Annotated in this window: 21 protein-coding genes and 1 pseudogene; 10 read left to right on the top strand and 12 right to left on the bottom strand. The window is 47.3% G+C overall.

The window, feature by feature from the left end; genetic code table 11:
- Positions 1 to 26: 26 nt before the first annotated feature.
- Both ACOJUN_RS08110 and ACOJUN_RS08115 read left to right on the top strand, forming a co-directional pair.
- Complete coding sequence (locus ACOJUN_RS08110; protein ID WP_422136150.1) at positions 27 to 1,676, top strand: hypothetical protein; 1,650 nt, start codon at positions 27 to 29, stop codon at positions 1,674 to 1,676.
- Between the two features lie 136 nt (positions 1,677 to 1,812).
- Positions 1,813 to 2,082: a hypothetical protein gene (locus tag ACOJUN_RS08115; protein ID WP_422136151.1), complete on the top strand. Its 270-nt coding sequence runs from the start codon at positions 1,813 to 1,815 to the stop codon at positions 2,080 to 2,082.
- Positions 2,083 to 2,150: 68 nt separating this feature from the next.
- Here ACOJUN_RS08115 and znuA read toward each other — a convergent pair whose 3' ends face one another.
- Both znuA and ACOJUN_RS08125 read right to left on the bottom strand, forming a co-directional pair.
- Positions 2,151 to 3,122 (bottom strand): zinc ABC transporter substrate-binding protein ZnuA, encoded by a 972-nt coding sequence (znuA, locus tag ACOJUN_RS08120; protein WP_422136152.1) that lies wholly within the window; start codon positions 3,120 to 3,122, stop codon positions 2,151 to 2,153.
- Between the two features lie 698 nt (positions 3,123 to 3,820).
- Positions 3,821 to 4,000 (bottom strand): hypothetical protein, encoded by a 180-nt coding sequence (locus ACOJUN_RS08125; RefSeq protein ID WP_317144168.1) that lies wholly within the window; start codon positions 3,998 to 4,000, stop codon positions 3,821 to 3,823.
- 280 nt (positions 4,001 to 4,280) lie between these two features.
- Between ACOJUN_RS08125 and uvrD the strand changes: the two genes are divergently transcribed.
- Complete coding sequence (gene uvrD, locus ACOJUN_RS08130; RefSeq protein ID WP_422136153.1) at positions 4,281 to 6,434, top strand: DNA helicase II; 2,154 nt, start codon at positions 4,281 to 4,283, stop codon at positions 6,432 to 6,434.
- A 165-nt stretch (positions 6,435 to 6,599) separates the two neighbouring features.
- On the opposite strand, the gene ACOJUN_RS08135 is transcribed toward uvrD, so the two are convergent.
- Positions 6,600 to 7,031, bottom strand: coding sequence for a hypothetical protein (locus tag ACOJUN_RS08135; protein ID WP_422136154.1), 432 nt, complete (start codon positions 7,029 to 7,031; stop codon positions 6,600 to 6,602).
- A gap of 33 nt (positions 7,032 to 7,064) precedes the next feature.
- On the opposite strand from ACOJUN_RS08135, the pseudogene ACOJUN_RS08140 reads away from it, so the two are divergent.
- A pseudogene (locus ACOJUN_RS08140) lies at positions 7,065 to 7,175 on the top strand (IS701 family transposase); the annotation flags it as partial.
- Positions 7,176 to 7,248: 73 nt separating this feature from the next.
- Here the strand turns inward: ACOJUN_RS08140 and ACOJUN_RS08145 are convergent.
- The 3 genes from ACOJUN_RS08145 to ACOJUN_RS08155 all read right to left on the bottom strand — a co-directional run bounded on the left by ACOJUN_RS08145 (position 7,249) and on the right by ACOJUN_RS08155 (position 9,845).
- Positions 7,249 to 8,637, bottom strand: a complete 1,389-nt coding sequence (locus ACOJUN_RS08145; protein WP_422136155.1) for a hypothetical protein — start codon at positions 8,635 to 8,637, stop codon at positions 7,249 to 7,251.
- Between the two features lie 177 nt (positions 8,638 to 8,814).
- Positions 8,815 to 9,636, bottom strand: a complete 822-nt coding sequence (murI, locus tag ACOJUN_RS08150; RefSeq protein ID WP_422136156.1) for a glutamate racemase — start codon at positions 9,634 to 9,636, stop codon at positions 8,815 to 8,817.
- A gap of 20 nt (positions 9,637 to 9,656) precedes the next feature.
- Entirely contained in the window at positions 9,657 to 9,845 is a 189-nt protein-coding gene (locus ACOJUN_RS08155) for a hypothetical protein (RefSeq protein ID WP_422136157.1), read from the bottom strand.
- Between the two features lie 52 nt (positions 9,846 to 9,897).
- On the opposite strand from ACOJUN_RS08155, the gene ACOJUN_RS08160 reads away from it, so the two are divergent.
- Positions 9,898 to 10,395 (top strand): DUF29 domain-containing protein, encoded by a 498-nt coding sequence (locus tag ACOJUN_RS08160; protein ID WP_422136158.1) that lies wholly within the window; start codon positions 9,898 to 9,900, stop codon positions 10,393 to 10,395.
- Complete coding sequence (locus ACOJUN_RS08165; RefSeq protein WP_422136159.1) at positions 10,388 to 10,876, top strand: DUF29 domain-containing protein; 489 nt, start codon at positions 10,388 to 10,390, stop codon at positions 10,874 to 10,876. Before ACOJUN_RS08160 ends, ACOJUN_RS08165 begins: the two co-directional genes overlap by 8 nt.
- A 101-nt stretch (positions 10,877 to 10,977) precedes the next feature.
- Here ACOJUN_RS08165 and ACOJUN_RS08170 read toward each other — a convergent pair whose 3' ends face one another.
- Together ACOJUN_RS08170 and ACOJUN_RS08175 are read right to left on the bottom strand one after the other, a co-directional pair.
- Entirely contained in the window at positions 10,978 to 11,139 is a 162-nt protein-coding gene (locus ACOJUN_RS08170) for a hypothetical protein (protein ID WP_422136160.1), read from the bottom strand.
- A gap of 93 nt (positions 11,140 to 11,232) precedes the next feature.
- Positions 11,233 to 11,364, bottom strand: a complete 132-nt coding sequence (locus ACOJUN_RS08175; RefSeq protein WP_422136161.1) for a hypothetical protein — start codon at positions 11,362 to 11,364, stop codon at positions 11,233 to 11,235.
- Between the two features lie 52 nt (positions 11,365 to 11,416).
- Here ACOJUN_RS08175 and ACOJUN_RS08180 point away from each other — a divergent pair, with 52 nt between their 5' ends.
- Positions 11,417 to 11,905 (top strand): DUF29 domain-containing protein, encoded by a 489-nt coding sequence (locus ACOJUN_RS08180; RefSeq protein WP_422136162.1) that lies wholly within the window; start codon positions 11,417 to 11,419, stop codon positions 11,903 to 11,905.
- 148 nt (positions 11,906 to 12,053) lie between these two features.
- On the opposite strand, the gene ACOJUN_RS08185 is transcribed toward ACOJUN_RS08180, so the two are convergent.
- Positions 12,054 to 13,841: a hypothetical protein gene (locus tag ACOJUN_RS08185; RefSeq protein WP_422136163.1), complete on the bottom strand. Its 1,788-nt coding sequence runs from the start codon at positions 13,839 to 13,841 to the stop codon at positions 12,054 to 12,056.
- A 573-nt stretch (positions 13,842 to 14,414) separates the two neighbouring features.
- Here ACOJUN_RS08185 and ACOJUN_RS08190 point away from each other — a divergent pair.
- On the top strand, positions 14,415 to 14,693 hold the full coding sequence (locus ACOJUN_RS08190) for a hypothetical protein (protein WP_422136164.1): 279 nt from the start codon (positions 14,415 to 14,417) through the stop codon (positions 14,691 to 14,693).
- Here the strand turns inward: ACOJUN_RS08190 and ACOJUN_RS08195 are convergent.
- Entirely contained in the window at positions 14,690 to 15,949 is a 1,260-nt protein-coding gene (locus ACOJUN_RS08195; RefSeq protein WP_422136165.1) for a hypothetical protein, read from the bottom strand. The two genes, ACOJUN_RS08190 and ACOJUN_RS08195, sit on opposite strands and share 4 nt — an antisense overlap.
- A gap of 433 nt (positions 15,950 to 16,382) precedes the next feature.
- Between ACOJUN_RS08195 and ACOJUN_RS08200 the strand changes: the two genes are divergently transcribed.
- Positions 16,383 to 17,642 carry an FAD-dependent monooxygenase gene (locus ACOJUN_RS08200; protein ID WP_422136166.1) on the top strand — a complete coding sequence of 420 codons (1,260 nt, stop codon included), beginning with the start codon at positions 16,383 to 16,385 and terminating at the stop codon, positions 17,640 to 17,642.
- An 81-nt stretch (positions 17,643 to 17,723) separates the two neighbouring features.
- Here ACOJUN_RS08200 and ACOJUN_RS08205 read toward each other — a convergent pair whose 3' ends face one another.
- The gene (locus tag ACOJUN_RS08205) at positions 17,724 to 17,918 is read right to left on the bottom strand and encodes a hypothetical protein (protein ID WP_422136167.1); all 195 of its coding nucleotides are present in this window, start codon (positions 17,916 to 17,918) and stop codon (positions 17,724 to 17,726) included.
- A 265-nt stretch (positions 17,919 to 18,183) separates the two neighbouring features.
- Here ACOJUN_RS08205 and ACOJUN_RS08210 point away from each other — a divergent pair, with 265 nt between their 5' ends.
- Positions 18,184 to 20,028, top strand: coding sequence for a Na/Pi cotransporter family protein (locus ACOJUN_RS08210; protein WP_422136168.1), 1,845 nt, complete (start codon positions 18,184 to 18,186; stop codon positions 20,026 to 20,028).
- Here ACOJUN_RS08210 and ppx read toward each other — a convergent pair.
- Positions 20,014 to 21,510: an exopolyphosphatase gene (ppx, locus tag ACOJUN_RS08215; protein ID WP_422136169.1), complete on the bottom strand. Its 1,497-nt coding sequence runs from the start codon at positions 21,508 to 21,510 to the stop codon at positions 20,014 to 20,016. The two genes, ACOJUN_RS08210 and ppx, sit on opposite strands and share 15 nt — an antisense overlap.
- Positions 21,511 to 21,874: the final 364 nt, after the last annotated feature.

The raw sequence follows: 21,874 nt of genomic DNA on the forward strand, positions 1-21,874 counted from the left end.
AAACACGGCCTAAGGAGGTTTAAATTGTGACTGCTTTAACCCTGACCCTGCCTGAGAAAAGACAACCTGTTGCCCTGCAAAATAAAGAAGTCTTTGTTATTGCAAATGGCGATCTCAGGGATACTGCGAATCAGACATGCTGGGATGTTCAGCAGTCTTTTGAGAGAAAACTGGAGGCGGCCTTGAAAGAGAAGTTTGATTTCATTGCCCGCCGCGCCCATCCCGTAAAAGAGGTACAGGGACACGGATTCATCAGCAACCAGCGTGAAGGCTCTGATGTTCTGGCCTCGATTAACCCTGAGGCTCCGGTTATTGTGCTGATGACCGCGTGGCAATACTCGCATCATATAGCACCCTCCCTGGTTCATCACAGGGGCCCTATCCTGTTGCTGGCTAACTTCGATGGCACATGGCCCGGTCTGGTGGGGGCATTGTGTATGGCTGGCACCCTGACCAGTCTTGGCAAAGATTACAGCCGCCTGTGGTCCGAAAACTTTGATGATGATTTCTTTTACATGGGTCTGCAAGCCTGGCTGGAAAGCGGACAGATTGAACACGATACCTCCTACCTGAAAGAGATCACCAGAGAGCACCCTGTGACTGGCACTGAAGCCGGTAAAATAGGTCAGCAGGTGGGAGAATACATTCTCGAAAACAAGGAGATTATGGGACTTTACGACATGTTCTGCATGGGCATGATGAACGGCGTATTCCCACAGGAATGCCTCGTCAGGATTGGAATGCCCATTGAGGCATTATCCCAGTCCGCGCTTTTGCACGACATGAGTCTTGTTTCAGAAGAGCTGCGTGAGGAGTGTTTGCAATGGTATATCGATCGCGGTATGGCCTTCAAATTTGGTAGCGATGCTGCCACCGAGCTGACCCGCGAGCAGGTAAAAGAGCAGTGCGCCATGATGATTGCCATGGCTCGTGCGACCAAACGCTTTGGCCTGACAAGCGTTGGGGTTCAGTATCAACAGGGTTTGAAAGACAGTTGTGCTGCCTCGGACTTTGCAGAAGGTGCCATCGGCTCAACCGCCCGCTTTCCGATTAAAGACGACAATGGAGACGTGATTTCCGAAGGCAAGCCCATTCCCTGCATTAACGAGGTAGACATGGGGACCGCTATTCCACAAACCATGCTGTTTCGCCTGCTCGACAGTCTGGGTCTGCCATCGGAGACAACGCTGCACGATATTCGCTGGGGCAGTGAGTTTGAAGGTACATTTTATTGGGATTTCGAAATTTCCGGCTCTGTACCTTTCGAACACATCAAGGGGGGAATCGGCGGTGCTATCGGTCACCGACAGCCTGCCATGTACTTCCCCTTAGGCGGCTCTACGCTGAGCGGCCAGAGTAAAGCAGGCAGGTTTGTGTGGGCTCGAGCGCACTATGAGGGTACAGACGTTCACATGCATATCGGTACCGGTACGGCCTTCGAACTGCCTCAGGAAGAGTTTCAGCGTCGTCTTAATGCAACCTGCAAAGAGTGGCCTTTGATGAACTGTGTACTGGACGGAGTGGGTCGTGACGACCTGATGGCGGGTCACCAGAGCAACCATATTTCTATTGCCTATGTGCCGCAAGAAAATCTGAAACAAGTGATTCAGGCATTTGCCACACAAGCCCTGACTCAAAACATACGTGTTCATTTAGCTGGCGATATTGCCATTTGAAACTCTGGCAGAGGTGTGACATTAGGGCCAGCTAATGAATAAGATAATCCTTGAATAAAGGTTTTATCTGTGGATAACCTGTTAAAAGGTGTGGAAAAAACTGTCATTGATGTGTGCATAAATGCAAGGAGGCGTTATGAAACTGGAAAAGTGTCCCTGTTGTCTGGGCGAAGCAGAGTTGGCCAGCATGATGGTTGGGGACACTGAAATGTGGCAGGTGACCTGTTCAAGCTGCGGGTTATCCACAGAGCTGGATGATGACCAGACCTTTTCGGAAGAACGATGGAATCTGCGTCTGGAGCGTTCAAAGTTGAAAATGTGGGTAACCCTGCTGGCTTCCCTGCTGCCTTTTCTGGCAGTAGCCGCGTTTCTTGGTGGCAGTTTTATGGGGCTCAGGCTTCAGTAAATACCCCGATCACCTGTCAATTGCAGGTTCACGGGGCTCTTTTTAACGGGGCTCTTGTTAAATTGTAATTACTGCTTCAGGCAGCTGACGATGGTGTTGGTCAAACTGTCCATAAACTCGATATAACCATCAGGGCCGACAGCGACATCTGTGGCCAGAGGGTCGAGCACAGCAACATGGGCGTTGGTGTCTTCAATGATCCTGTCAATATAAGCAGGCTGGAACTGCGGTTCACGGAAAACGCAGCTATTACCGGCTTTTTTAAGCTTCTCTTGCAGATGAGTCAGATGTTTCGCACCCGGCTGCTGTTCCGGGTTTGCAGTGAAATGATCGACAATATTCAGCTCGTAATGCTTCTGAAGGTAACCATAAGCATCATGGAAAACGAACATGGGCTGATTATGGTAGTCAGTCAGTTTGCTGATGTTGCGCTTATCTGCTGCCTGTACCGCTTTTTTGAATGCGTTGTAATTATCTGTGTATTGCTTTTTATGCCCAGGGTCCAGCTCACTCAGCTTCTCTGACAGGGTTTTGGCTATCGCTATGGCGTTATCGGGGCTTAGCCAGATGTGGACGTCATACTCGCCGTGGTGATGATGGCTTTCCCCGGCATGGTCATCATGGTTCTCATGATCATCATGATCTTCTCCGGCATGATCATCGTGGTTTTCTCCACCATGATTATCATGGTTCTCTTCTTCGCCTTCATTAATTTTCAGAAGCTTTAACTCACTTTCCTGCATTAAAGGCACGGAGGTCGCTTTTATTGAACCTGACAGGGTTTTATCCAGAAAGACTTCCATATCGGGTCCGACCCAGAAAACAAAATCGGCTTCATAAAGCTTTCTGGCGTCTGAAGGCTTCAGGCTGTAACTGTGGGGAGAAGCACCAGCAGGAAGTAACACGTCAGCAGAAGTAACACCTTCGGTGATGGAAGCCGCAATCAGCTGCAAAGGCTTAATAGAAGTCAGTACTTTGGGTGGTTCTTTGCTCCAGGCCGACAAGGTCAGAGGGAGTAAAAGGCCAGACAGCCAGAGCATTATCTTTGGTTTTCTTGAGAAAATCATAGTTAGACAACTGTATCGGTATCAAAAATAAACGTTATATTATAACGATTCTGAGAGTGAATGCTCGAGTTTTTCTAACAAATTGGTTTGTTGTCTGACTGTCGCCGGCAATAGGATTGCGAACAGCTACTGAATACTCGGCGGTTAGCAAAATCGTCATAAACCCTCGCCCAATCGAGGGTGTCGCAAAAGGGTATGGTCAGCAGGATATATCAAGATCGTCGTTCCCGCGCAGGCGGGAACCCACCACGAACAGTGGATCTCCGCCTTCGCGGAGATGACGGTTTGAAGCTTGAAGCGTTTTAATTGACCTTTTGCGACACCCTCAATCGGGCGGGGATATAAGACGGGAAGGCAGAGACAACTGCCCAACCGCCCTTGAAGAACCAGACGAGCCCATACCTGAGTGACCCGTTAAGGCTGCGGCAAATCAAACAAAAGACCAATAATAACCGAGGGGCACCCGGTTACTGCTGATGGAGGCTTCTGTGTAAGTCCAGTCGCTATAGGCTGGCTGTAGCCTGTGAAGTCAGAAGCCTCGCCTGACAAGGCGGGGAGTGTCACAGAGTCGGATGATATAAGGATCGTATGAGGGAAAGCGGTGGGAAAGTAAAATCTGGAATGGTCAGCAAAATCTCAGCCCCTTGATAAGGGGCTGAAAAAATGAATGGTCAAACATCACCCCAGTAGCTGTCGCCGAAGAACGAGCTGAGTTTTTTGGTTTCTTTTCTGTCTTCCAGGGCCCTTCGAATCTGCAGTGCGCGCTTTGAACCTTTATTAGGTAAATCGTCTCGAACAATTTCTTCTTCCTGAAGATAATCTTTCTTAAGCTGTATATCTTTGTTAGCCATGGCGGCACCTCTTTGTTCTTTTTGATTTTTATTGTTTTTATGATGCTTTCTGACAGTTACGAAATTATGAAAAATGTTTGAGAAGAACAAGAGAAAAATACGACAAAGTGTGTGAGATATGTCTCACGGTAGTGATTTTTAGCAGAATTGTCTTAAACCTTCGTCCAAACGAGAGTTTACGACGATGTTGCTAAAACCTTGTACAATTCCTTAACGGCTCTGGTTGCGCATTGAGCAGCCGGACTGCATGGTTTTTATCTAGCTGGAAAGAATGCTGTCTATGGACGTAACCCCTATCATTGACTCCCTGAACGATGCCCAGCGACAGGCGGTCACAAGTCCTCCGGGTTCACTGCTGGTTCTGGCAGGAGCTGGCAGTGGTAAAACCCGGGTACTGGTGCATCGTATTGCCTGGCTGATTCAGGCTGAAGGCATGTCGCCCTACTCCATCATGGCAGTGACTTTTACCAACAAGGCAGCGGCAGAGATGCGAAGCCGTATCGAAGAACTGCTCGGGATTCCACCTCGTGGCATGTGGGTTGGAACTTTCCACGGGCTGGCTCACCGGTTGTTGAGGGCTCACTTTAAGGATGCAGGCTTGCCTGAGAACTTTCAGATACTCGACAGCGATGATCAGCTGAGGGTGATCAAACGTCTGATGAAGGCCATGAACCTTGATGAACAGAAGTGGCCTCCCCGTCAGGCCCAATGGTACATCAACAGCAAGAAAGATGAAGGGCTCAGACCTGACTATATCGATCCGGGTTATGATCCTTTTGAAAGAACCATGCTGGATGTTTACCGGGCTTATCATGACTATTGCAACCAAACAGGTGTTGTTGATTTTGGTGAGCTGCTGCTACGTTCACATGAGCTCTGGCTGAAAAGACCGGATATTCTTCAGCACTATCAAGAGCGATTCCGTTACCTGCTGGTGGACGAATTTCAAGATACTAACGCCATTCAGTATGCCTGGTTGAGGATCTTGACCGGTGATCAGGACAAAATGATGATCGTCGGTGATGACGATCAGTCGATCTATGGCTGGCGTGGTGCCCGTATTGAAAACATACGACAATTCTCAAAAGACTTTCCGAAAGCCCAAACCATTCGTCTTGAGCAAAATTATCGCTCTACCAGTAACATCCTGCGTGCAGCCAATGCAGTGATTGCCAATAACCCGGACAGGCTGGGTAAAGAGCTCTGGACCGGCGGTTATGAAGGAGAGCCCATCCAGCTTTATGCCGGTTTTAACGAAATGGATGAAGCCCGATTTATCACCGATCGTATTCGTGAGGCTTCTGAACAGGGCATGGCTCGCAGTGGTATAGCGATACTTTATCGCTCTAATGCCCAGTCCCGTATTCTCGAAGAAGCCATGCTCAGGGCTTCCATTCCCTACCGAATTTATGGTGGTCAGCGGTTTTTTGAACGGGCGGAAATCAAGAATGCTCTGGCCTATCTGAGACTGGTCAGCTCACCTGATGACGACACTTCCCTCGAAAGGGTTATCAATATTCCTACTCGTGGTATTGGTGAAAAAACCGTTGAAAAACTCCGTGAAACAGCCCGTTCACAGGGCCTGAGTTTATGGGGTGCCGTCAAAACTGTTGTTGCCGCCAGTGCCATTGGTGGCAAAGCCGGTCGTTCTCTGGGTGAATTTGTTGACTTGATAGAAAGCCTGAGTGCTTCAGGTGATGAGCTGAATCTGGGGGAGTTGGCCGACCATGTAATATCCGTCTCTGGTTTGATTGATCATCATGAGAAAGAGAAAGGGGAAAAAGGTCGTGCCAGGGTAGAAAACCTGGAGGAACTGGTCACCGCCTGCAGCGAATTTGATATTGAAGACTTCGATCAGGATGAAGAGACAGAGCCCATGTCTCCGCTGGCAGCATTTCTGGCCCACGCGGCTCTGGAAGCCGGAGACAATCAAGCTGACCCATTTACAGACAGCGTTCAGATGATGACCCTTCATTCAGCTAAGGGTTTGGAGTTTCCGCTGGTTTTTCTTGCCGGTCTGGAAGAAGGTCTGTTCCCCCATAAGATGTCTCTGGAAGAAGGTAACCTGGAAGAAGAAAGACGACTCTGTTACGTCGGGATTACCCGGGCTATGGAAAAGCTCTATCTTACCTATGCAGAGAATCGCAGACTCTACGGGAGTGACACCATGAATCGCCCTTCCCGCTTTATTCGGGAAATTCCCGGCGAGCTGCTGCAGGAAGTGCGTCTGGGTGGATCAATTACTCGTCCGGTTTCTGTTCAAACATCTGACCATGGATTGGCTTTAGGCCAGCGTGTTCATCATGATGTCTTTGGTGAAGGGGTGGTCCTGAATTATGAGGGTGAAGGCGGCCAGGCCCGGGTTCAGGTCAACTTTGATTCGGAAGGTTCAAAATGGTTGATGATGGCTTACGCTAACCTGAGTCCGTTGTAGGTATAAGCATCTGGTCAGCGACCTGGATCTTCCCCCGTCTAAAGAGGGTGTCGCAAAACCCTGGTTCCCAAGTTTTCAGACCCTGTGGGTCCCTGCATGGAAACGAGAGCTTTGCGACAGCCTTAATTCAGGTGAGGAGTGCCGCAATTGATTTTGTAGCGTGATTCACAGTGCGTCGTAGTAATCCCCCCACTTTTGTCTGAAAAACACGTTACAGTACTGTAACTCCAATTCTAATGGCGATTCGTTGGTGACATTGACATAAGGGTTAAGTTCCAATGTGACTACTACTGACTCTCCCGCCAGCAGCTTATCGTACAGTGCTCGTTTTCGCCCTTCATTCTCTGAAGCTGGCATTCGTATAATGATATTTTTTTTGCAGTTTGATGCAGGTATAGGAAAGTATTTTTTGGGCACCAATATTTCAAATTGACCACCCTGGTTAAAACCATAGTGCTCGTTAACCCTGTACTCGCCAGACTTCAGTTCATATTGCATATGATAATAGTCAGAGTATTTGCCCGGGTTTACTTTTATCCATTCTGCATAAGTTATTGCAGTGAATAGCAGCATGAATAGGGTTAAAATTTTGTTCATAAGTACCTGGCCAGTTGGTTAGTGATTCTAACCCGTTCACAACGTATAGATACTGTTGATTTTTCAGAAAATAGATCTGCACAAGCGTGTATAGCAGGTGTGGATTTCCCCATTCTGCTATACCGCAAGGTCTTTACAAACAGAGGCAGTCAAGAGAACTGTCAACTGTGTAGTTTGATTCATCAGTAACTGAGGAGACTTTTACAAGTCTTAATGATCATTTAGTGTCAAGGATAATTACATCATAATTAGGAATAAACTCGCCCTCAATAAGATGATGGTTATGGTTTTTTCGCAAATTGCGAACATAATAGATAATACCAGCAGCTATAGTAGTTAAAACGAACCCCACGGGGATTCCAACGGCGATTCCTGTCTCTATTCCCTTGCTGTAATCTCGTGATAATTTTTTCCAGTCGGGGTTGGGATAAAGACACTCCTGTTGAGGCAGTTCTTGATGTATAGCGATGGGCGAGTTGAGTCTATTGGCAAGATCTGCTTTTTGGGTTCTGGTATCTCCGGGATAGAAAGTATGTGTTTGCGAAAATGGGCTTTGGGTGGATGCTTCTATCACCTCAGGGTCGGAGAGATTTGCTTTGACAACCAGGTCTGTGGTTAGCGTGTGGAAAGTTTTTAGAGAGCGTGTCACTTCTATATCACAAAGATAACGACCAGCATCAGTTACATTGACTCCGTGCATAGTCACAGTGAAGGTATAGTTCCCAAGATTGGAAAGATCCAGTGAAATATTTCTCAGATTGGAAAAACTCAGCGATGTGTTTCCCGGACTGGAAAAATTCATCGGTACTTGTCTTTCGGCATTTTGATAGGAAATACTTTCTACCTTGTCTTTCTGCCAATAAAGGTAGGTTTCGATACTGCCATTTTTTTGCTGGGGGCCAAAGCGAACCGAATCCAGTGATGGTATCTCATTATCAACAGTGGGATTGAATCTATATTGGAATCTGGCTTCATTGCCCTGAAGAACAGCAATGTTTGGATTCACTGGCCCATGATGAATGTGTCTTAGTTCAAGATCGCATCTGAATATAACTGGTGGGAAGGAGTCATAACGGATGCGTGCGCCATAAAATCCGGCCTCTTCTGGCTGTACATCCTTAAAAAAGATTTTCAGATTAGCGCCTGCCGCATCTCCTTTGTAAGAATAAGAAAACCGTCCTTCGTAACCTTTTTCTGTATCCAATGTATGATTTTCTAACTTCATCATAGAAAAATCGACCCACTTATATTGACGATTCCAGAGCCCAAACCAAATCTCCTCTTTTTCATCAAAATTCCCTGTCGGGCAAGGGCCATGATCAATCCTGACAAAAAGAACAACTGTGCCTTTAAAATATTCATGCAACTGTGGCTCAAACTGACAGCTACCTTCGCAAGTTTTAAGATTTTTGGCATCTGCAAAGCCGCTATTTTGATTATCAGGACGGTTAATAGCGGAGTGGAGAACAAACATGGTTGCCAGAGATTGTAGCCAGGAATTAGAGTTTAAATATGGAGAAGAACGGGCATAAGGTGAAACAAGTGGCAGCATGATGAGCATCAACACCAGACTGTAATTTGAATATCTTAATTTTTGAATAAACATAACATCGCCTTTCAGGTATCAAATGGATTGAAAACTGCTGATTGGTTTTTGACAGATAATGAAATCATGGCATTGAGCGTAGACGAGAATCCGGATCACAGCAGGCAGGCAAAACAGACCCATGTATCCTTTGATGCATGCCGCTGAGTATTACAACATTCCTGAGAACTTTGATTGTCAGCCTGACGGGGTAATCCCGATCAGGCAGTCCAGACAGGTTATTTCCGAAAAATTCATGGCTTCCAGAGCGGGTAGCAATGACGTGACCGATTTGTCTGAGCCCGTATAAAGGAAGCAATGTTCAACAGGCCCTTCATGATGGGAATAATGCACCTCCAGCAAAGAGGCCACTCTGCGGGCGATAGCTTCACCGGAATCAATCCAGGTAACGGGGGCGGGTACGACAGAATCCAGAAGTTCCTGAACCAATGGAAAATGGGTGCAACCCAAAACGATACAGTCTGGCCAGTTAGTGCCATTGAACAGCGGTTCAATAATCTTTTTCAGATCATCAGGGTTTATTTTTTCACCGCGCAGATGTTGTTCAGCAAGGTGCACCAGTTCACTACTGCCTACCCGAATCACCTCACAGTCTCCTGCGAACTCATGGATCAGCTGACTGGTATATTCTCTTTCAACGGTTCCCGGCGTGGCCAGAAGGCCAATGCAGCGTTTTTTTGAAGACTGGCTGGCAGGTTTGATGGCTGGCACAACGCCAACAACAGGAATTTCGAGCAGCTGGCGGGCCCTGGGCAAAGCAATAGTGCTGGCTGTATTGCAGGCGATGATGGCCAGGGAGGGTTGAAAGTTATTAACCAGCCGTAACAGACAATGAAGAGTTCGGTCAACCACATCATTTTCAGACTTTGGGCCATAGGGAAAACCTTCACTGTCAGAGCAGTAAATCACGGACAGAGACGGCAGTTTCTCCCTGACTTTCTGGTAGATGCTGAGACCTCCGACTCCGGAGTCAAAAATGACGATAGGCTTCTGTTGCATAAGATGACAGAGGTACCGGTTCAATGAAAATAAACAGCATAGACTAGAGCCTTTGTTTCTCTTTGAAAATAGTTGCTTAAACTTAGTTTCTGCATCCCCATCATTTGTTTTCGATACTGAGGGTTCTCCTTGGCATCAATGGCCGAATTGACCAGCCCAAAACCACGGGCAGAGCCCCCGGCAAAGGCATCTGTGCTTTGGTAATTCATTTTGATTCCCTTCTGTTATTTGCCTACAGTGGTAGGGCAATGGAGGTATTTTATGGAAAACCTATACAAAACCGATTACACCCAATGGCTCAGCAAGCAACGGGAGTTACTGGCTCAGCGGCAATTTGACCAGCTCGACATAGACAATCTTCTGGAGGCGATGGAGTACGAGATGGGCAACAGTATCAGGGCTTTTGACTCTCATTTAACTATCTTGTTGCTGCATCTACTCAAGTACGATTATCAGAAACGAGTGTTAAAAGACCCTTGGGTGGAAAGTATGGTAGCCCATTTATGGGTCACTAGTATTGGGCAATCAAGAGTTCAGATCAATCGCCATTTAAAGGGTGACCACTGTCTTGAATCCAAGGCTGACGAGCTGATAACCGACGTTTATCAAGATGCTAAAAAGCTTGCAGTTAAGGAGATGAATCAACACGCTCGTAGTGAAAGCCAGAAACTTGATAGAAGCAGCTTCCCAGACCAATGCCCGTGGACCTTTGAGCAGATCATGACAGAAGACTGGCTGCCGGAGGCTGACCATGAGTAACCTATACAAAACCGACTACACCGCATGGCTAGGTCAGCAACGCGAACTACTGGCCAAACGACAATTTGACCAGCTCGACATCGACAATTTGTTGGAGGCGATGGAACGACGTATGGGAGATGAGGTTAAAGAATTACGCGCCCACTTGGTGGTATTGCTGGTTCACTTGCTGAAATACGACTACCAGAAGCGGATTCTTAAAGACCCTTGGGTTGAAGACAAAGTTCTCTACACTTGGATACCCAGTATCAACAATCCGAGAAGGGAAATTGAGCTCCACGTTGAGGAAAACCGGTGTCTTCAGCCAAATGCTGAAGAGATAATGGCCAATGTTTACCCGAAGGCTAAACGGGATGCTATTGACGAATTGAATAGATACATCAAGATCAAGAGCAAACGCCTGAACAAAAACAGTTTCCCCAAGGAATGCCCATGGTCTTTTGAGCAAGCCACCAAAAAAAACTGGCTCCCCGGCGACTAAAACAGCGCAGCAGCCCCAATCCCCGCCACCGACCCAATAGCGCCAGAGAACCCACCCTGGTTCCGGGCACTCTGCTGAACCGCCGCCTGGTTGCGCTGGCTTTACAATGCGGCTGCCGAGTTAATCCCCTGCAAACCCTGACCCTGTGCGCTTCTGACAAGATTCATCAAGCCTGTCCTCAGACTGTCCTGACGTTGTGCTGCCCCTTCCCGCACGGTATTGGCGGCGACAATCCGGGCACCGTTCCGGCTCAGTGACCTCATGCGCTAGCGGGCCTGTTTCTGTGCTCCTGTCAGCCCGGCACCATACCCGGCCAGTTGACAACACATAATCAGTTCTCCTTGCCAGAGTAGCCGTTATAAATCTTTCTGCATCCCCATCATTTGTTTTCGATACTGACGATTCTCCCTGGCATCAATGGCCGAATTGACCAGCCCAAAACCACGGGCAAAGCCACCGGCAAAGGCGTCTGTGCTTTGGTAATTCATTTTGATTCCCTTCTGTTAATTGCCTACATTGGAGGGGCAATGGAGGTATTTTATGGAAAACCTATACAAAACCGATTACACCCAATGGCTCAGCAAGCAACGGGAGTTACTGGCTCAGCGGCAATTTGACCAGCTCGACATTGACAATCTTCTGGAGGCGATGGAACGACGTATGGGCGATGAGGTTAAAGAATTACGCTCTCACTTGGTGATATTGCTGGTTCACTTGCTGAAATACGACTACCAGAAGCGGATTTTGAAAGACCCTTGGGTGGAAGACAAGGTTATTCAGTCATGGATGCCCAGTATCAGCAACCCTAGAAAACAGATTGAGCTGCACGTCGAAGAATATCCCCACCTGAGCAACCGTTTTGACGAATCACTCGAAAAAGCCTATCCGAAGGCTAAACGATACGCCATTGAAGAACTAAACCGCTATATCAGGATCAATAGCAAACGGCTGAACAAAAAAAGCTTTCCCGACCAATGCCCATGGAGCTATGAGCAGGTTACACAAATGGGATGGCTGCCCGACGACTAAAACAGCTCAGCAGCTCCAATCCCCGCCACCGTCCAAATGGTGCCAAAGAACCCACCCTGGTTCCGGGCACTCTGCTGAACCGCCACTGCCTCCAAAACACATAATCAGCTCTCCTTGCCAAAGTATCCGTTACAAGTCATGCAAATCACTAATGCTGATCAACTAAGTCCAATCCTGTGTCTGGACTAGCTTCCGGGTGTGTTCTTCTGTCTGCAGAGTCCGGATCGACGACGGACTGTTCTTGATCGTTCGTCAGCAAGGAGGCCGTGTCAAAATCTGTGACAGTTGTTTCTGTTTCAGAAGATCTCTGAGCAGAAGGGACAGGTGCTTCTGGCGAAGCTTTAGCTGAGCCATCTGACATGCTGGTGTGGGAATCATCTGGCTGCATCTTTGCGTCTTTTAAAATATAACCGACGCCGTAAAGCTCGCCATAAGATTTCAGGAACATCCAATGACGGTAGCCACCACTTGCATCACTTGTAGCCCCGGCGTCTGTGTTAGGAGAGGTGACGGTTGTTTCTGTTTCAGAAGATCCCTGAGCAGAAGGGACAGGCGCTTCTGGCGAAGCTTTCCCTGAGCCATCTGACATGCTGGTGTGGGAATCATCTGGCTGCATCTTTACGTCTTCAAAAATATAACCGCGACCGTACAGCGTGCCATAATTTTTCAGGAACATCCAGTGACGGTAGCCACCACTTGCATCATTTGTAGCCCCGGCGTCCGTGTCAGGAGTGGTGACGGTTGTTTCTGTTTCAGAAGATCCCTGAGCAGAAGTGGCAGGTGCTTCTGGCGAAGCTTCCCCTGAATCATCGGATTTGCCAATGAGGTTTTCCAGCTTCTGTATAAGATGTCTTATGCCTATAACTTTAAATTTATCACCAATAGCATCCTGGGCGAGCACTAAAGCGTATCGCAGCTTCTCGAGTTCTTCCTTTGGCATATCTTTCGGAATCTCTTCTCCAGAATGTGCACTAAAAGAAAATGCACTAAATGTTACGCCTTCAGATGCATAAATTGCTGTAGCCTTTTCCCTGTCAGAGAAGGTCCAGCCTTGTCGCTCGTAGACTTCACTAACCTTGGCTAAAAGCAAAGAGATGTCATTCATTAAAGAGATATAAACATAATCAGACTCGTTTCTGTCTTCTGGAGGAGTTCGGGAATAATCGGTTGCTCTTTCCGGTGGGTCATTGTCTTCACCGCCTGAGCCAGCCCCAATACCTCCACCACTGCCGATATTACCTGCCCGAGAGTCAGTGGACCCGGAAGCAAGAGGTGCATCGGCAGGCTTTTTCACTTCACCTCCCTCACCTTCTTTTCCATTATCTGCATCCATAGGCTCTTCGGAGGAATAAGGATCGCTGATAATGGCCGCTTTACCATGTCCTGAATAGACCAGCCAGGCATATTGGCTCAGGGGAACACAGTGACTGCTGCCTTTGCAGAAGCTTGTGTTGGGATAAGTGGGAAAAAGAGTCATGTCGGGAAAAATAAAATACTCATTTACTTCAGCCTGTTTCAGCACTCCCCCAGGGAAAGCTTCTTTTCCTTCCAAGCCGTCAGGATGTTCATTCAGGTGCTGGATCAGGTTGATAATCAGTTGAAGAACTTCCGGCATTAATAAGATAGCCGGGACCAGGAATGAGTGATAGGGTTCGGATATCTCAGAATCGCTGAATTCAGAAATAATGAACGTTTTTCCATGAAAAGAAAATCTCATGGTGTTGAACTGAGAATCAAACACCAGCCTTATCTTGTTCAGTCTGAGAATATCCAGATGATTCAGATAGACCTGCTCTAATGCAGATGTTGTTTTGGAAGTTCTTTCTGCGGTTTTAAATGCAGTGACGAAAACACCTTCATCAGGTTCAGAAATCTCAATAGAGGAGGAACCGGCAGTGGCAACATTTAATTGAAGAAATGTTTTTGTTTTACTCAAAGGGGACGCTTCGGGTTGATAAAACAAATTATCAGTCCATTGTGATTCAGGAAGTCCCAATACTTCTATAGGTGATAGATATAAGTCCGTTGTTTTGGGTTGGTAGTTATAAGAAATCGAATGATGGACCAGGTCAGACCATTGTCCTGCTTCACTGTAAAATGACACAAGGAGAGGGACTATCGGAAGCAACCGATACTGCATTTGTATACTCCACTTTAGTACCTAACCAGTTGGTTTCGCATATTCTGGACGGCGGCTTTTTCCATCCTTCTGCGTTCCAACTCTGGTTGCGTAGCTATGGCTACGCGCCCGTCGTTGCGCCTTGAAGGATGAAAAAATCCACTCGCCAGAATATGCGAAACCAACTGGCCAGGTAATTAATCAACATTATTTATGCAAAGGTTATTTTTAGCAGTAGTTGATCGATATGCAAAAAAATTGTTTTTTATTTGTCTTCCAGCCATTTGGCAGAACTGCTTTCAAGGTTTGTGACGATTTAGCTGATTACGCTTGGAGGTAAATATTTTTCAGGATACACTCATTCAATAGGTCAGCAAGGAAGCGCAACTGATGAAAATCAATCCGTCTTCTACTTCGACTGCACTGGACTATGGTGAAAACCCAAACAAAAGCTCAGGCGATCAGGGTGAAGGTTCTCAACAGGGTGGCGATGAGTATCAGCCTAAAGTCCCTCAAAAGGAGCGGGGGCTCAACTCTGCCCGAAATCTGCGATCCCGAAAAGCTTCAAAAAAACGCAATAAGAAGCGTGGGGCCCGAAAACTTTCTGAGCGTCGGGCCCGTCAAAAAGACAAAGACGAGTATCAAAATGGCAGCGAGTCTGATGTCTAAATCTCATCAATGTTGATGAGTAACCTCCTTTCTTTGGATGACATACCTTTGCGCAGCTCTCTGTTTTTTGAAGGGCCAGAACTGACTACGGGCTCTTCTTCATCCTTCGCTACCAGCAATGGAGCTGTGTCAGGAGGCACGACTGTTGTCTCTGTTTCAGCTGATTCCTGATCAGAAGTTGCAGGTGCTTCAGGTGGTGGTGTGGATGGTTTCTGGGACGCTTCCTTTGAGTCATCGAATTGAACGCTTTGGTCATTCGTCAGCTTCTTCCAGCTTCTTTTACCATGATTTATACGATAAAAACGGCCTCTGAAATTTGCGAATTTTTCTATCTGGACAGTCTCGATGCGTCTGTCTTTTGATGCATTACGATTCAGTCTGGCAATTGTAGACCTTTCCTGGTCAGACCTTGATTGAGCATCTCGCTCGTCAGCTTCATCATCTTCAGGTAGTAGGAAAGAGGTTTCGTCATCTTCAAATTCGTTTCTGTCTTCTGGAGGTGTTCTGGAATAATCTGTTGCTCTTTCAGGTGGATCATTTTCTTCACCGCCTGAGCCAAGCCCGACGTATCCATTTCGGACATTACCGACCCGGAAGTTAGTCAATCCGGCAGGTGCTGGTCTATAGACCGTTTTTTTCCCTCTATCGCCATTACCTCTTTTTCCTTTTTTTCCATCCATAGGCTCATCGGAGGAATAAGGATCACTGATAATGGCTGCTTTCCCATGCCCTGAATAGACCAGCCAGGCATATTGACTCAGGGGAACACAGTGACTGCTGCCCCTGCAGAAGCCTGTGTTGGGCTGAGTGGGAAACAGAGTCATGTCGGGAAAAATGAAATACTCATTCTCGTCAGCCTGTTCGAGCATTCCCCCGGGGAAAGCTTCTTCTCCCTCTATACCATAAGGGTGTTCATTCAGGTGCTGGACCAGATTGACAACCAGTTGCAGGACTTCGGGCATTAACAAGATAGCCGGGACCAGGTATGAGTGATAGGGTTCGAAAATTTCAGAATCGCTGAATTCGGAAATAATGAAGGTTTTTCCATGAAAAGAAAATTTCATGGTGTTGACCTGAGAGTCAAAAATAAGACTGATTCTGTTCAGTCTGAGAATATCCAGTTGATTCAGATAGACCTGCTCTAATGCAGGTGTTGTTTTGGAAGTTCCTTCTGCGTCTTTAAATGCACTGACGAAAACACCGCCATCGGCTTCAGAAATCTCAACACAGGAAGCACCAGCTGTAGCAATGTTCAATTGAAAAAGTGTTTTTGTTCCACTCAGGGGGGGTGTTTCGGGATGATAAAATAATTCATCGGTCCATGGTACTTTGGGAGCTTCCGATAATTGAAGTAAATGTGGAAGATTCCGGTCCATTATTATTTTGGGTTGGTTGTAATAATAAGAAGTTGAATACTGGGCTAAGTTAGGCCATTGTCCTGCTTCACTGTAAAATGACACAAGGAGTGGGACTATCGGAAGAAACCGATACTGCATTTGAATACTCACTTAATAAATTTTATTTATGATGACAATGTATTTAGCAGTAGTTGATTGATATGCAAGAAAATTGGTTTTTATTTGTTAGATGCTGCGACATCCTTCCTGATTCGGGTAGTTGAGCATTCAGCGGCCCTGTGGTCATATGGGCCGGTTATCTGCACAGATTGGGTTAATGGGAAGTGAGGCTATGGTGAAATCAGAAAACTACGATGTACTGGTGGTTGGCGCAGGTATGGTGGGTGCCGCAATTGCTTGTGCTCTGGGTCTCAAAGGTATTCGTATTGCAGTTTTTGACCGGGCCTTACCGTCAGCATTCAAACCTGATCAGTTGCCGGACCTGAGAGTGTCGGCACTGAGCTATGCATCAGAGCAGATTCTGAAAAACCTGGGAGTCTGGCCATACCTGCAAACCATGAGAATGTGCCCATACCGACGCATGGCTGTATGGGAGAAATTGCACTTTCCGCTCGGCAGTGAAACGGATAAGCGTCCTAATCAAACCGTATTCAACGCAGCAGATATCAGGCACGACCAGCTGGGTTTTATTGTCGAGAATCGCATCACTCAGCTGGGTCTTTTAAAAAGGCTCAAAGATGTAGAGTCGGTATCCTTGTTCGCCCCGGCAACTATTGAAAGTATGAATCTAAAGGGTGAAAAGCCTGAAATCATGCTGCAGGATGGAAGTGTATTTAAAGCGGATCTGCTTATCGGGGCTGACGGTGCCCAGTCCAGAGTCAGGGAGCAAGCCAATATTCGTCTTGACACTCGTGAATATGAGCAACAGTGTCTGGTGGCTACTGTAGAGATTGAAGGCGGCTTGCAGGACATTACCTGGCAGGCTTTCACGCCTACCGGACCGGAAGCCTTTCTGCCACTGCCCGATATCGACAGCAAAAGTTATGCGTCTATTGTCTGGTATAACTTGCCTGAGAATGTCCAGAAACTCATGAAACTTTCGGACACTGACTTTCTGGAAGAGCTGTCATCGACTTTTCCCAAAGAGTTACCACCGTTGCTTAAGCTGCACGGGAGAGGCTCGTTCCCGCTGGCCCGTCGTCATGCCATGAACTATTTCACTAATGGAGTAGTACTGGCAGGCGATGCCGCACACACCATCAACCCTCTTGCGGGTCAGGGGGTCAATCTGGGCTTTCAGGATGTTGCCTGGCTGGCAGAGTTACTGACTGATGCCTTTCAAGCGGGTGAGTCACTGGGTAGCCAGAAAGTGCTATCGCGTTACGAAAAAGCTCGTCGCAGAGACAATCAATTGATGATGAGTACTATGGATGCTTTCTACCTTGCTTTCAGCAACAACAGTTTGCCCCTGAAGGTTTTGAGAAACGTTGCATTGAGTCTTGCCGCTAAATCAAAGCCTGCCGTGAAGGAAGTCATGAAATATGCCATGGGCATTTCCGGGCGACAGGCTGAATTAGCAAAATCGTCGTAAATTTTTGACAGGGTAGGAAGTGTCAGAAAAAAGGCCTGAAAAAACAGGCCTTCATTTATTAGTGCACTTTAGTCCATTATGTCACTGCTTCAGACAACGTCTTTTGGAGAGCTCTGCCGCCGGACTGGAGGCCAGTGTAGCCACCAGATCTTTAGCAAAGTACTCTCTGACCTCACCAGTGTCCATCAGTACCTTGATCCGACCATTTCGCAGGCATTGATATAATCGCCCCTGCTCGCAGGTGATTCGATCTTTAACTATCAGATTTCCGGCCATCTTCCTAACCTTGTTACTCAACCATCTGAACGAAGTTCCCTGTTATGAAACTTGCCGTCACAGCTCTTTGAATGTTTCTCATCTCTGTCATCTTTACCCGCGAGGCTATTCCATACTGCTGATCAGGCATTAGAATCTCGGGAACCCATATTATCGGGCCTTAGTCCTGACTCTTTAGTGACAGTTTTGCTACAGATAAATTAATTGAAAAGTCCGAACCAAAGCGCCGATAAGGACGGTAATGAAGTCAGCGTTCGGAATGTTTATGAGCTTTCAATCAGGCATGTTAAGCCGACTTTTTTTACCTTCTATCATTGTAATGCTGATCTATGGTTTCTGGGTCAGCCCCGAATTTCGTGAGATAGCGGCTGGTGTTGCTATTTTTTTGTTTGGCATGGTTTATCTGGAGCAGGGCTTTAAGGTCTATACCGGAGGGCTTCTTGAAGCTCTGCTCAAGAAGACTACCGATAAGGTCTGGAAAAGCCTGTCCTTTGGTGTGATTTCCACCGCTTTTTTGCAATCCAGCTCTTTGGTTTCGGTTATCGTCATTTCCTTTCTCAGTGCCGGACTGATAGGCCTGACGGCAGGAATCGGGATTATTTTTGGTGCAAATCTTGGCAGTACAGCCGGTGCCTGGCTGGTAGCTGTTTTTGGCTTGAAGGTTAAATTGTCAACCTATGCCATGCCCCTTTTAGTGATAGGAGTGCTCCTGAAATCCAACAAGTACAAGAATATTAATGGATTAGGTTACATCCTTCTTGGTATAGGCTTTCTGTTCCTCGGTATCCACTTCATGAAGGTGGGCTTTGATGCCTTCAAAAGCTCCATTGACCTGGCTGAATTTGCCATGCAGGGCTTTTCGGGGGTGCTGGTGTATACCGGGTTAGGTATGCTGGCCACCATCATTATGCAGTCAACCAACGCAACAATGGTTTTGACATTCTCGGCTCTTGCTGCAGGTCAGCTCAGCTATGAGAATGCCCTGGCCCTGGCCATCGGCTCAAATATTGGCACCACGATTACGGCCATCCTTGGAGCCATCAGTGCCAACGCAGAAGGTAAAAGGCTGGCTGTTGCCCACCTTGCTTTTAATGTCGTCACGGCCACCATTGCTATTGCTGCTCTCAAACCTCTGATGGGCGCAGTGGACTATCTGGCTTCTGTTTATGGTATTGCCGCGAATAATTACACCTTGAAGCTGGCCATCTTTCATAGCCTGTTCAACATCATTGGTATCGTGACCCTTTTGCCCTTCCTCAATAAAATGGTGCATTGGCTACAGATGCTCTTTACCGAGAGCACTCCGCAGGTTCCATTAAATCTTGCGGGGGATGAATCTTTGAAGGTTGAAAGAGCTATTTACCTGAACCCGGTCACTCTCAGTTATCCCGATACCGCATTGAGAGCCATTACCAAGGAGTGTGGACATCTCTATCGCAATACTCTTGAGTTGATCTGTTATGGCATTTATCTCAGCGGTGAAAAGCTTCGTGAGTCTGACAACCTCGAAGAGTTGGTTCAGAGCTGGCGCAGGGATGACCAGCCCTGGACGATCAAGGAACTTTATATTCGCCACATAAAGGGTATCTATGCGGATATTGTCCAGTATTCTGGTGCCCTGGAAGGTAAACTCCCCAGGCAGCAAGCTCAGGAGCTGTTTGCCCTGAAAGTGGCCTGTCGTGATTTTGTTCAGGCCATCAAGCACGTCAAGCATATTTACAAGAACATGGGCAAATACACCCAGTCGGAAAATGAGCAGATTCGGGAACAGTACAATCAATTGAGGCTCTGTCTGGCTTCCGTTCTCAAGCTGGTTGACATTTTGGGCGTTCGTCGCAGTTACAGCCATATCCGTGAACATGCGGAACAACTGAAGAAAGAACTCAGGGAAAGAGACGGGCAAACCAACGAGACTCTGAACGAACTGATTCGCTCCGGACAGGTCGACCCATTTATTGCAAGCTCACTATTGAACGACAGCGCTCATGTTCACGATGCCTGCACAAACCTGATTGACGGTGCCGTCATCATGCTCACAAGGGACAGGGAAGAGTATCAGGAATTTGATATGTCTTCCGAACAGCCCCCCGATCCATCAGTTCACAGTTAATTTGAAGCCGACCTTATTCAGATACATTTTTTCTCGTTCAAAGTCGGCTGCTGTCAGGGGGTGATCTCCTAACCAACCTGATTCAAAGCTAACATTCAGAGTACGGTGACCCGCTTTTAAATCATAATGGGAGAAAGCCCCGTCCCGTATATGATTGAGCACAATCCCCAGACGCAGGAGCACAGTCAGCTTTAACAGCAGGTTGCTGTCTGAATGTTCAAGCAAGCCTTTCGGAATGGCTCTGCGATGCCCATGCACCAGCAGAGCCAGCTTTCTCTGCTGCTCTTTATTGAACCCCATCAGATCCGAGTGCTGGATCAGATAAGCGCCATGACGGTTGTATTGTGCATGTGAAATATCCAGGCCTACCTCGCACACCAGTGAAGCCCAGTTCAATAACTCCCGATCAGAAGCCACCAGTCCCCAGCTCTTTCTGACCTGATCAAAACAGGCCTGTGAGTAACGGTTAATCCCTTCTGCATTGGTCAGGTCAACATGATAGCGTTTCATCAATGCCGACAGGGTCCGGCCCCTGACATCCTCATGATGGTCCCGACCCAGCATGTCGTAAAGAACGCCCTCCCGAAGAGCACCCTCTGAGTATTGCATCCTTTCTATCTCGAAAGCGTCAAAACAGGCCATCAAAATGGCCAGCCCGGCAGGGAAGATAGCCTGCCGATCCGGTTTCAGGCCAGGGAAACGGACTCTGCCAGTGTGACTGAATTCCAGAACCTGACTTTTGAGCATGTCCATTTTTTCATGGGTAATAATTTCACCATGGCCCATGGCTGAGAGAATCGAACTCACTGCCCGAATAGAGCCAGAGGAGCCCACCGCATCCACCCAACCAAGATTTTTGTAGGCTTGTTCAATATTCAGGAGTTCCAGGCGCGCCGCATAATAAGCCGACTGAAAGCGCTCGGGGGACAGCTCTGCGCCGGGAAAAAACCGGTCGGTATAGGCAACACAACCCATATGAAGACTCTCGAGCAGTCTGGGTTCGAAGCGCTCACCTACAATCAGCTCGGTGCTGCCACCACCAATATCGACCACAACTCTACGATCATTGTCGTCTGATTGAGTCTGGGCTACGCCCAAATAGATCAGACGGGCCTCTTCCCGACCGGCAATAATTTCAACAGGATGATTGAGGATTTTTTCAGCTTTTTCGACAAAATCGCTGCTGTTCTTCGCTTTTCTAAGGGCATTGGTGCCAACGACCCTAAGTGCCTGAAAGTGCCTTCCGGACATATACTGGGCAAACTGTGCCAGGCAATTCAGTCCTCTTTTCATGGCCTGCTCAGAAAGACAATCATCCTCACTCAGACCGGCAGCCAACTGTACTTTTTCTCCAAGTCGTTCAATTGGCCTGATTTCCCCCTGTTCCACTCTGGCGACAATCATGTGAAAACTGTTGGAACCCAGATCAATAGCTGCCACGAGAGGCTGGCTGTTGGACTCAATACGACCCTGGTCTGTCATAATGTTCTTCTTCGACACTCCCGCAGCAATCAGTCCGGTTTTTTTCACCCGGGGCCCGTTGAGCTGACGGTTGGTTGAATAATCAGGCCATGACCAGACAATCAGTTTTTGTCATGCAAATCATGGTGCTGGCTAACATAAACCAGCAATATAACAGAAGGCTCTGGTTACAGCACATTTACTGTCAGCCGCACATTGTTGTATACCGGGCTGCTTGCGCTTAAAGCTTCTGTTTACAGGTTTTGGCAGAGATTTCGTGAAAGGAAAAAAGCCATACTTTCAAGTTTCTGATGATGAAAAATAAACATCCCATGAGTCATAAATTCGGCTGCAAAATCTGATTCATGCTGACAGCCGTATACAA

The organism is Endozoicomonas sp. ALD040 (assembly GCF_049275945.1).
Taxonomy (GTDB): Bacteria; Pseudomonadota; Gammaproteobacteria; order Pseudomonadales; family Endozoicomonadaceae; genus Endozoicomonas_A.

Excerpts from the sequence above, each read along its gene's own strand:
- znuA (WP_422136152.1), bottom strand. The coding sequence starts at position 3,122 with ATGCTCTGGCTGTCTGGCCTTTTACTCCCTCTGACCTTGTCGGCCTGG.
- ACOJUN_RS08190 (WP_422136164.1), top strand. The coding sequence starts at position 14,415 with ATGAAAATCAATCCGTCTTCTACTTCGACTGCACTGGACTATGGTGAA.
- ACOJUN_RS08170 (WP_422136160.1), bottom strand. The coding sequence starts at position 11,139 with ATGAGGTCACTGAGCCGGAACGGTGCCCGGATTGTCGCCGCCAATACC.
- ACOJUN_RS08160 (WP_422136158.1), top strand. The coding sequence starts at position 9,898 with ATGGAAAACCTATACAAAACCGATTACACCCAATGGCTCAGCAAGCAA.
- ppx (WP_422136169.1), bottom strand. The coding sequence starts at position 21,510 with ATGACAGACCAGGGTCGTATTGAGTCCAACAGCCAGCCTCTCGTGGCA.
- ACOJUN_RS08175 (WP_422136161.1), bottom strand. The coding sequence starts at position 11,364 with ATGAATTACCAAAGCACAGACGCCTTTGCCGGTGGCTTTGCCCGTGGT.
- ACOJUN_RS08205 (WP_422136167.1), bottom strand. The coding sequence starts at position 17,918 with ATGGCCGGAAATCTGATAGTTAAAGATCGAATCACCTGCGAGCAGGGG.
- ACOJUN_RS08125 (WP_317144168.1), bottom strand. The coding sequence starts at position 4,000 with ATGGCTAACAAAGATATACAGCTTAAGAAAGATTATCTTCAGGAAGAA.
- ACOJUN_RS08155 (WP_422136157.1), bottom strand. The coding sequence starts at position 9,845 with ATGAATTACCAAAGCACAGATGCCTTTGCCGGGGGCTCTGCCCGTGGT.
- ACOJUN_RS08165 (WP_422136159.1), top strand. The coding sequence starts at position 10,388 with ATGAGTAACCTATACAAAACCGACTACACCGCATGGCTAGGTCAGCAA.
- ACOJUN_RS08210 (WP_422136168.1), top strand. The coding sequence starts at position 18,184 with ATGAGCTTTCAATCAGGCATGTTAAGCCGACTTTTTTTACCTTCTATC.
- ACOJUN_RS08115 (WP_422136151.1), top strand. The coding sequence starts at position 1,813 with ATGAAACTGGAAAAGTGTCCCTGTTGTCTGGGCGAAGCAGAGTTGGCC.
- ACOJUN_RS08200 (WP_422136166.1), top strand. The coding sequence starts at position 16,383 with ATGGTGAAATCAGAAAACTACGATGTACTGGTGGTTGGCGCAGGTATG.
- ACOJUN_RS08180 (WP_422136162.1), top strand. The coding sequence starts at position 11,417 with ATGGAAAACCTATACAAAACCGATTACACCCAATGGCTCAGCAAGCAA.
- ACOJUN_RS08145 (WP_422136155.1), bottom strand. The coding sequence starts at position 8,637 with ATGTTTATTCAAAAATTAAGATATTCAAATTACAGTCTGGTGTTGATG.
- murI (WP_422136156.1), bottom strand. The coding sequence starts at position 9,636 with ATGCAACAGAAGCCTATCGTCATTTTTGACTCCGGAGTCGGAGGTCTC.
- ACOJUN_RS08135 (WP_422136154.1), bottom strand. The coding sequence starts at position 7,031 with ATGAACAAAATTTTAACCCTATTCATGCTGCTATTCACTGCAATAACT.
- uvrD (WP_422136153.1), top strand. The coding sequence starts at position 4,281 with ATGGACGTAACCCCTATCATTGACTCCCTGAACGATGCCCAGCGACAG.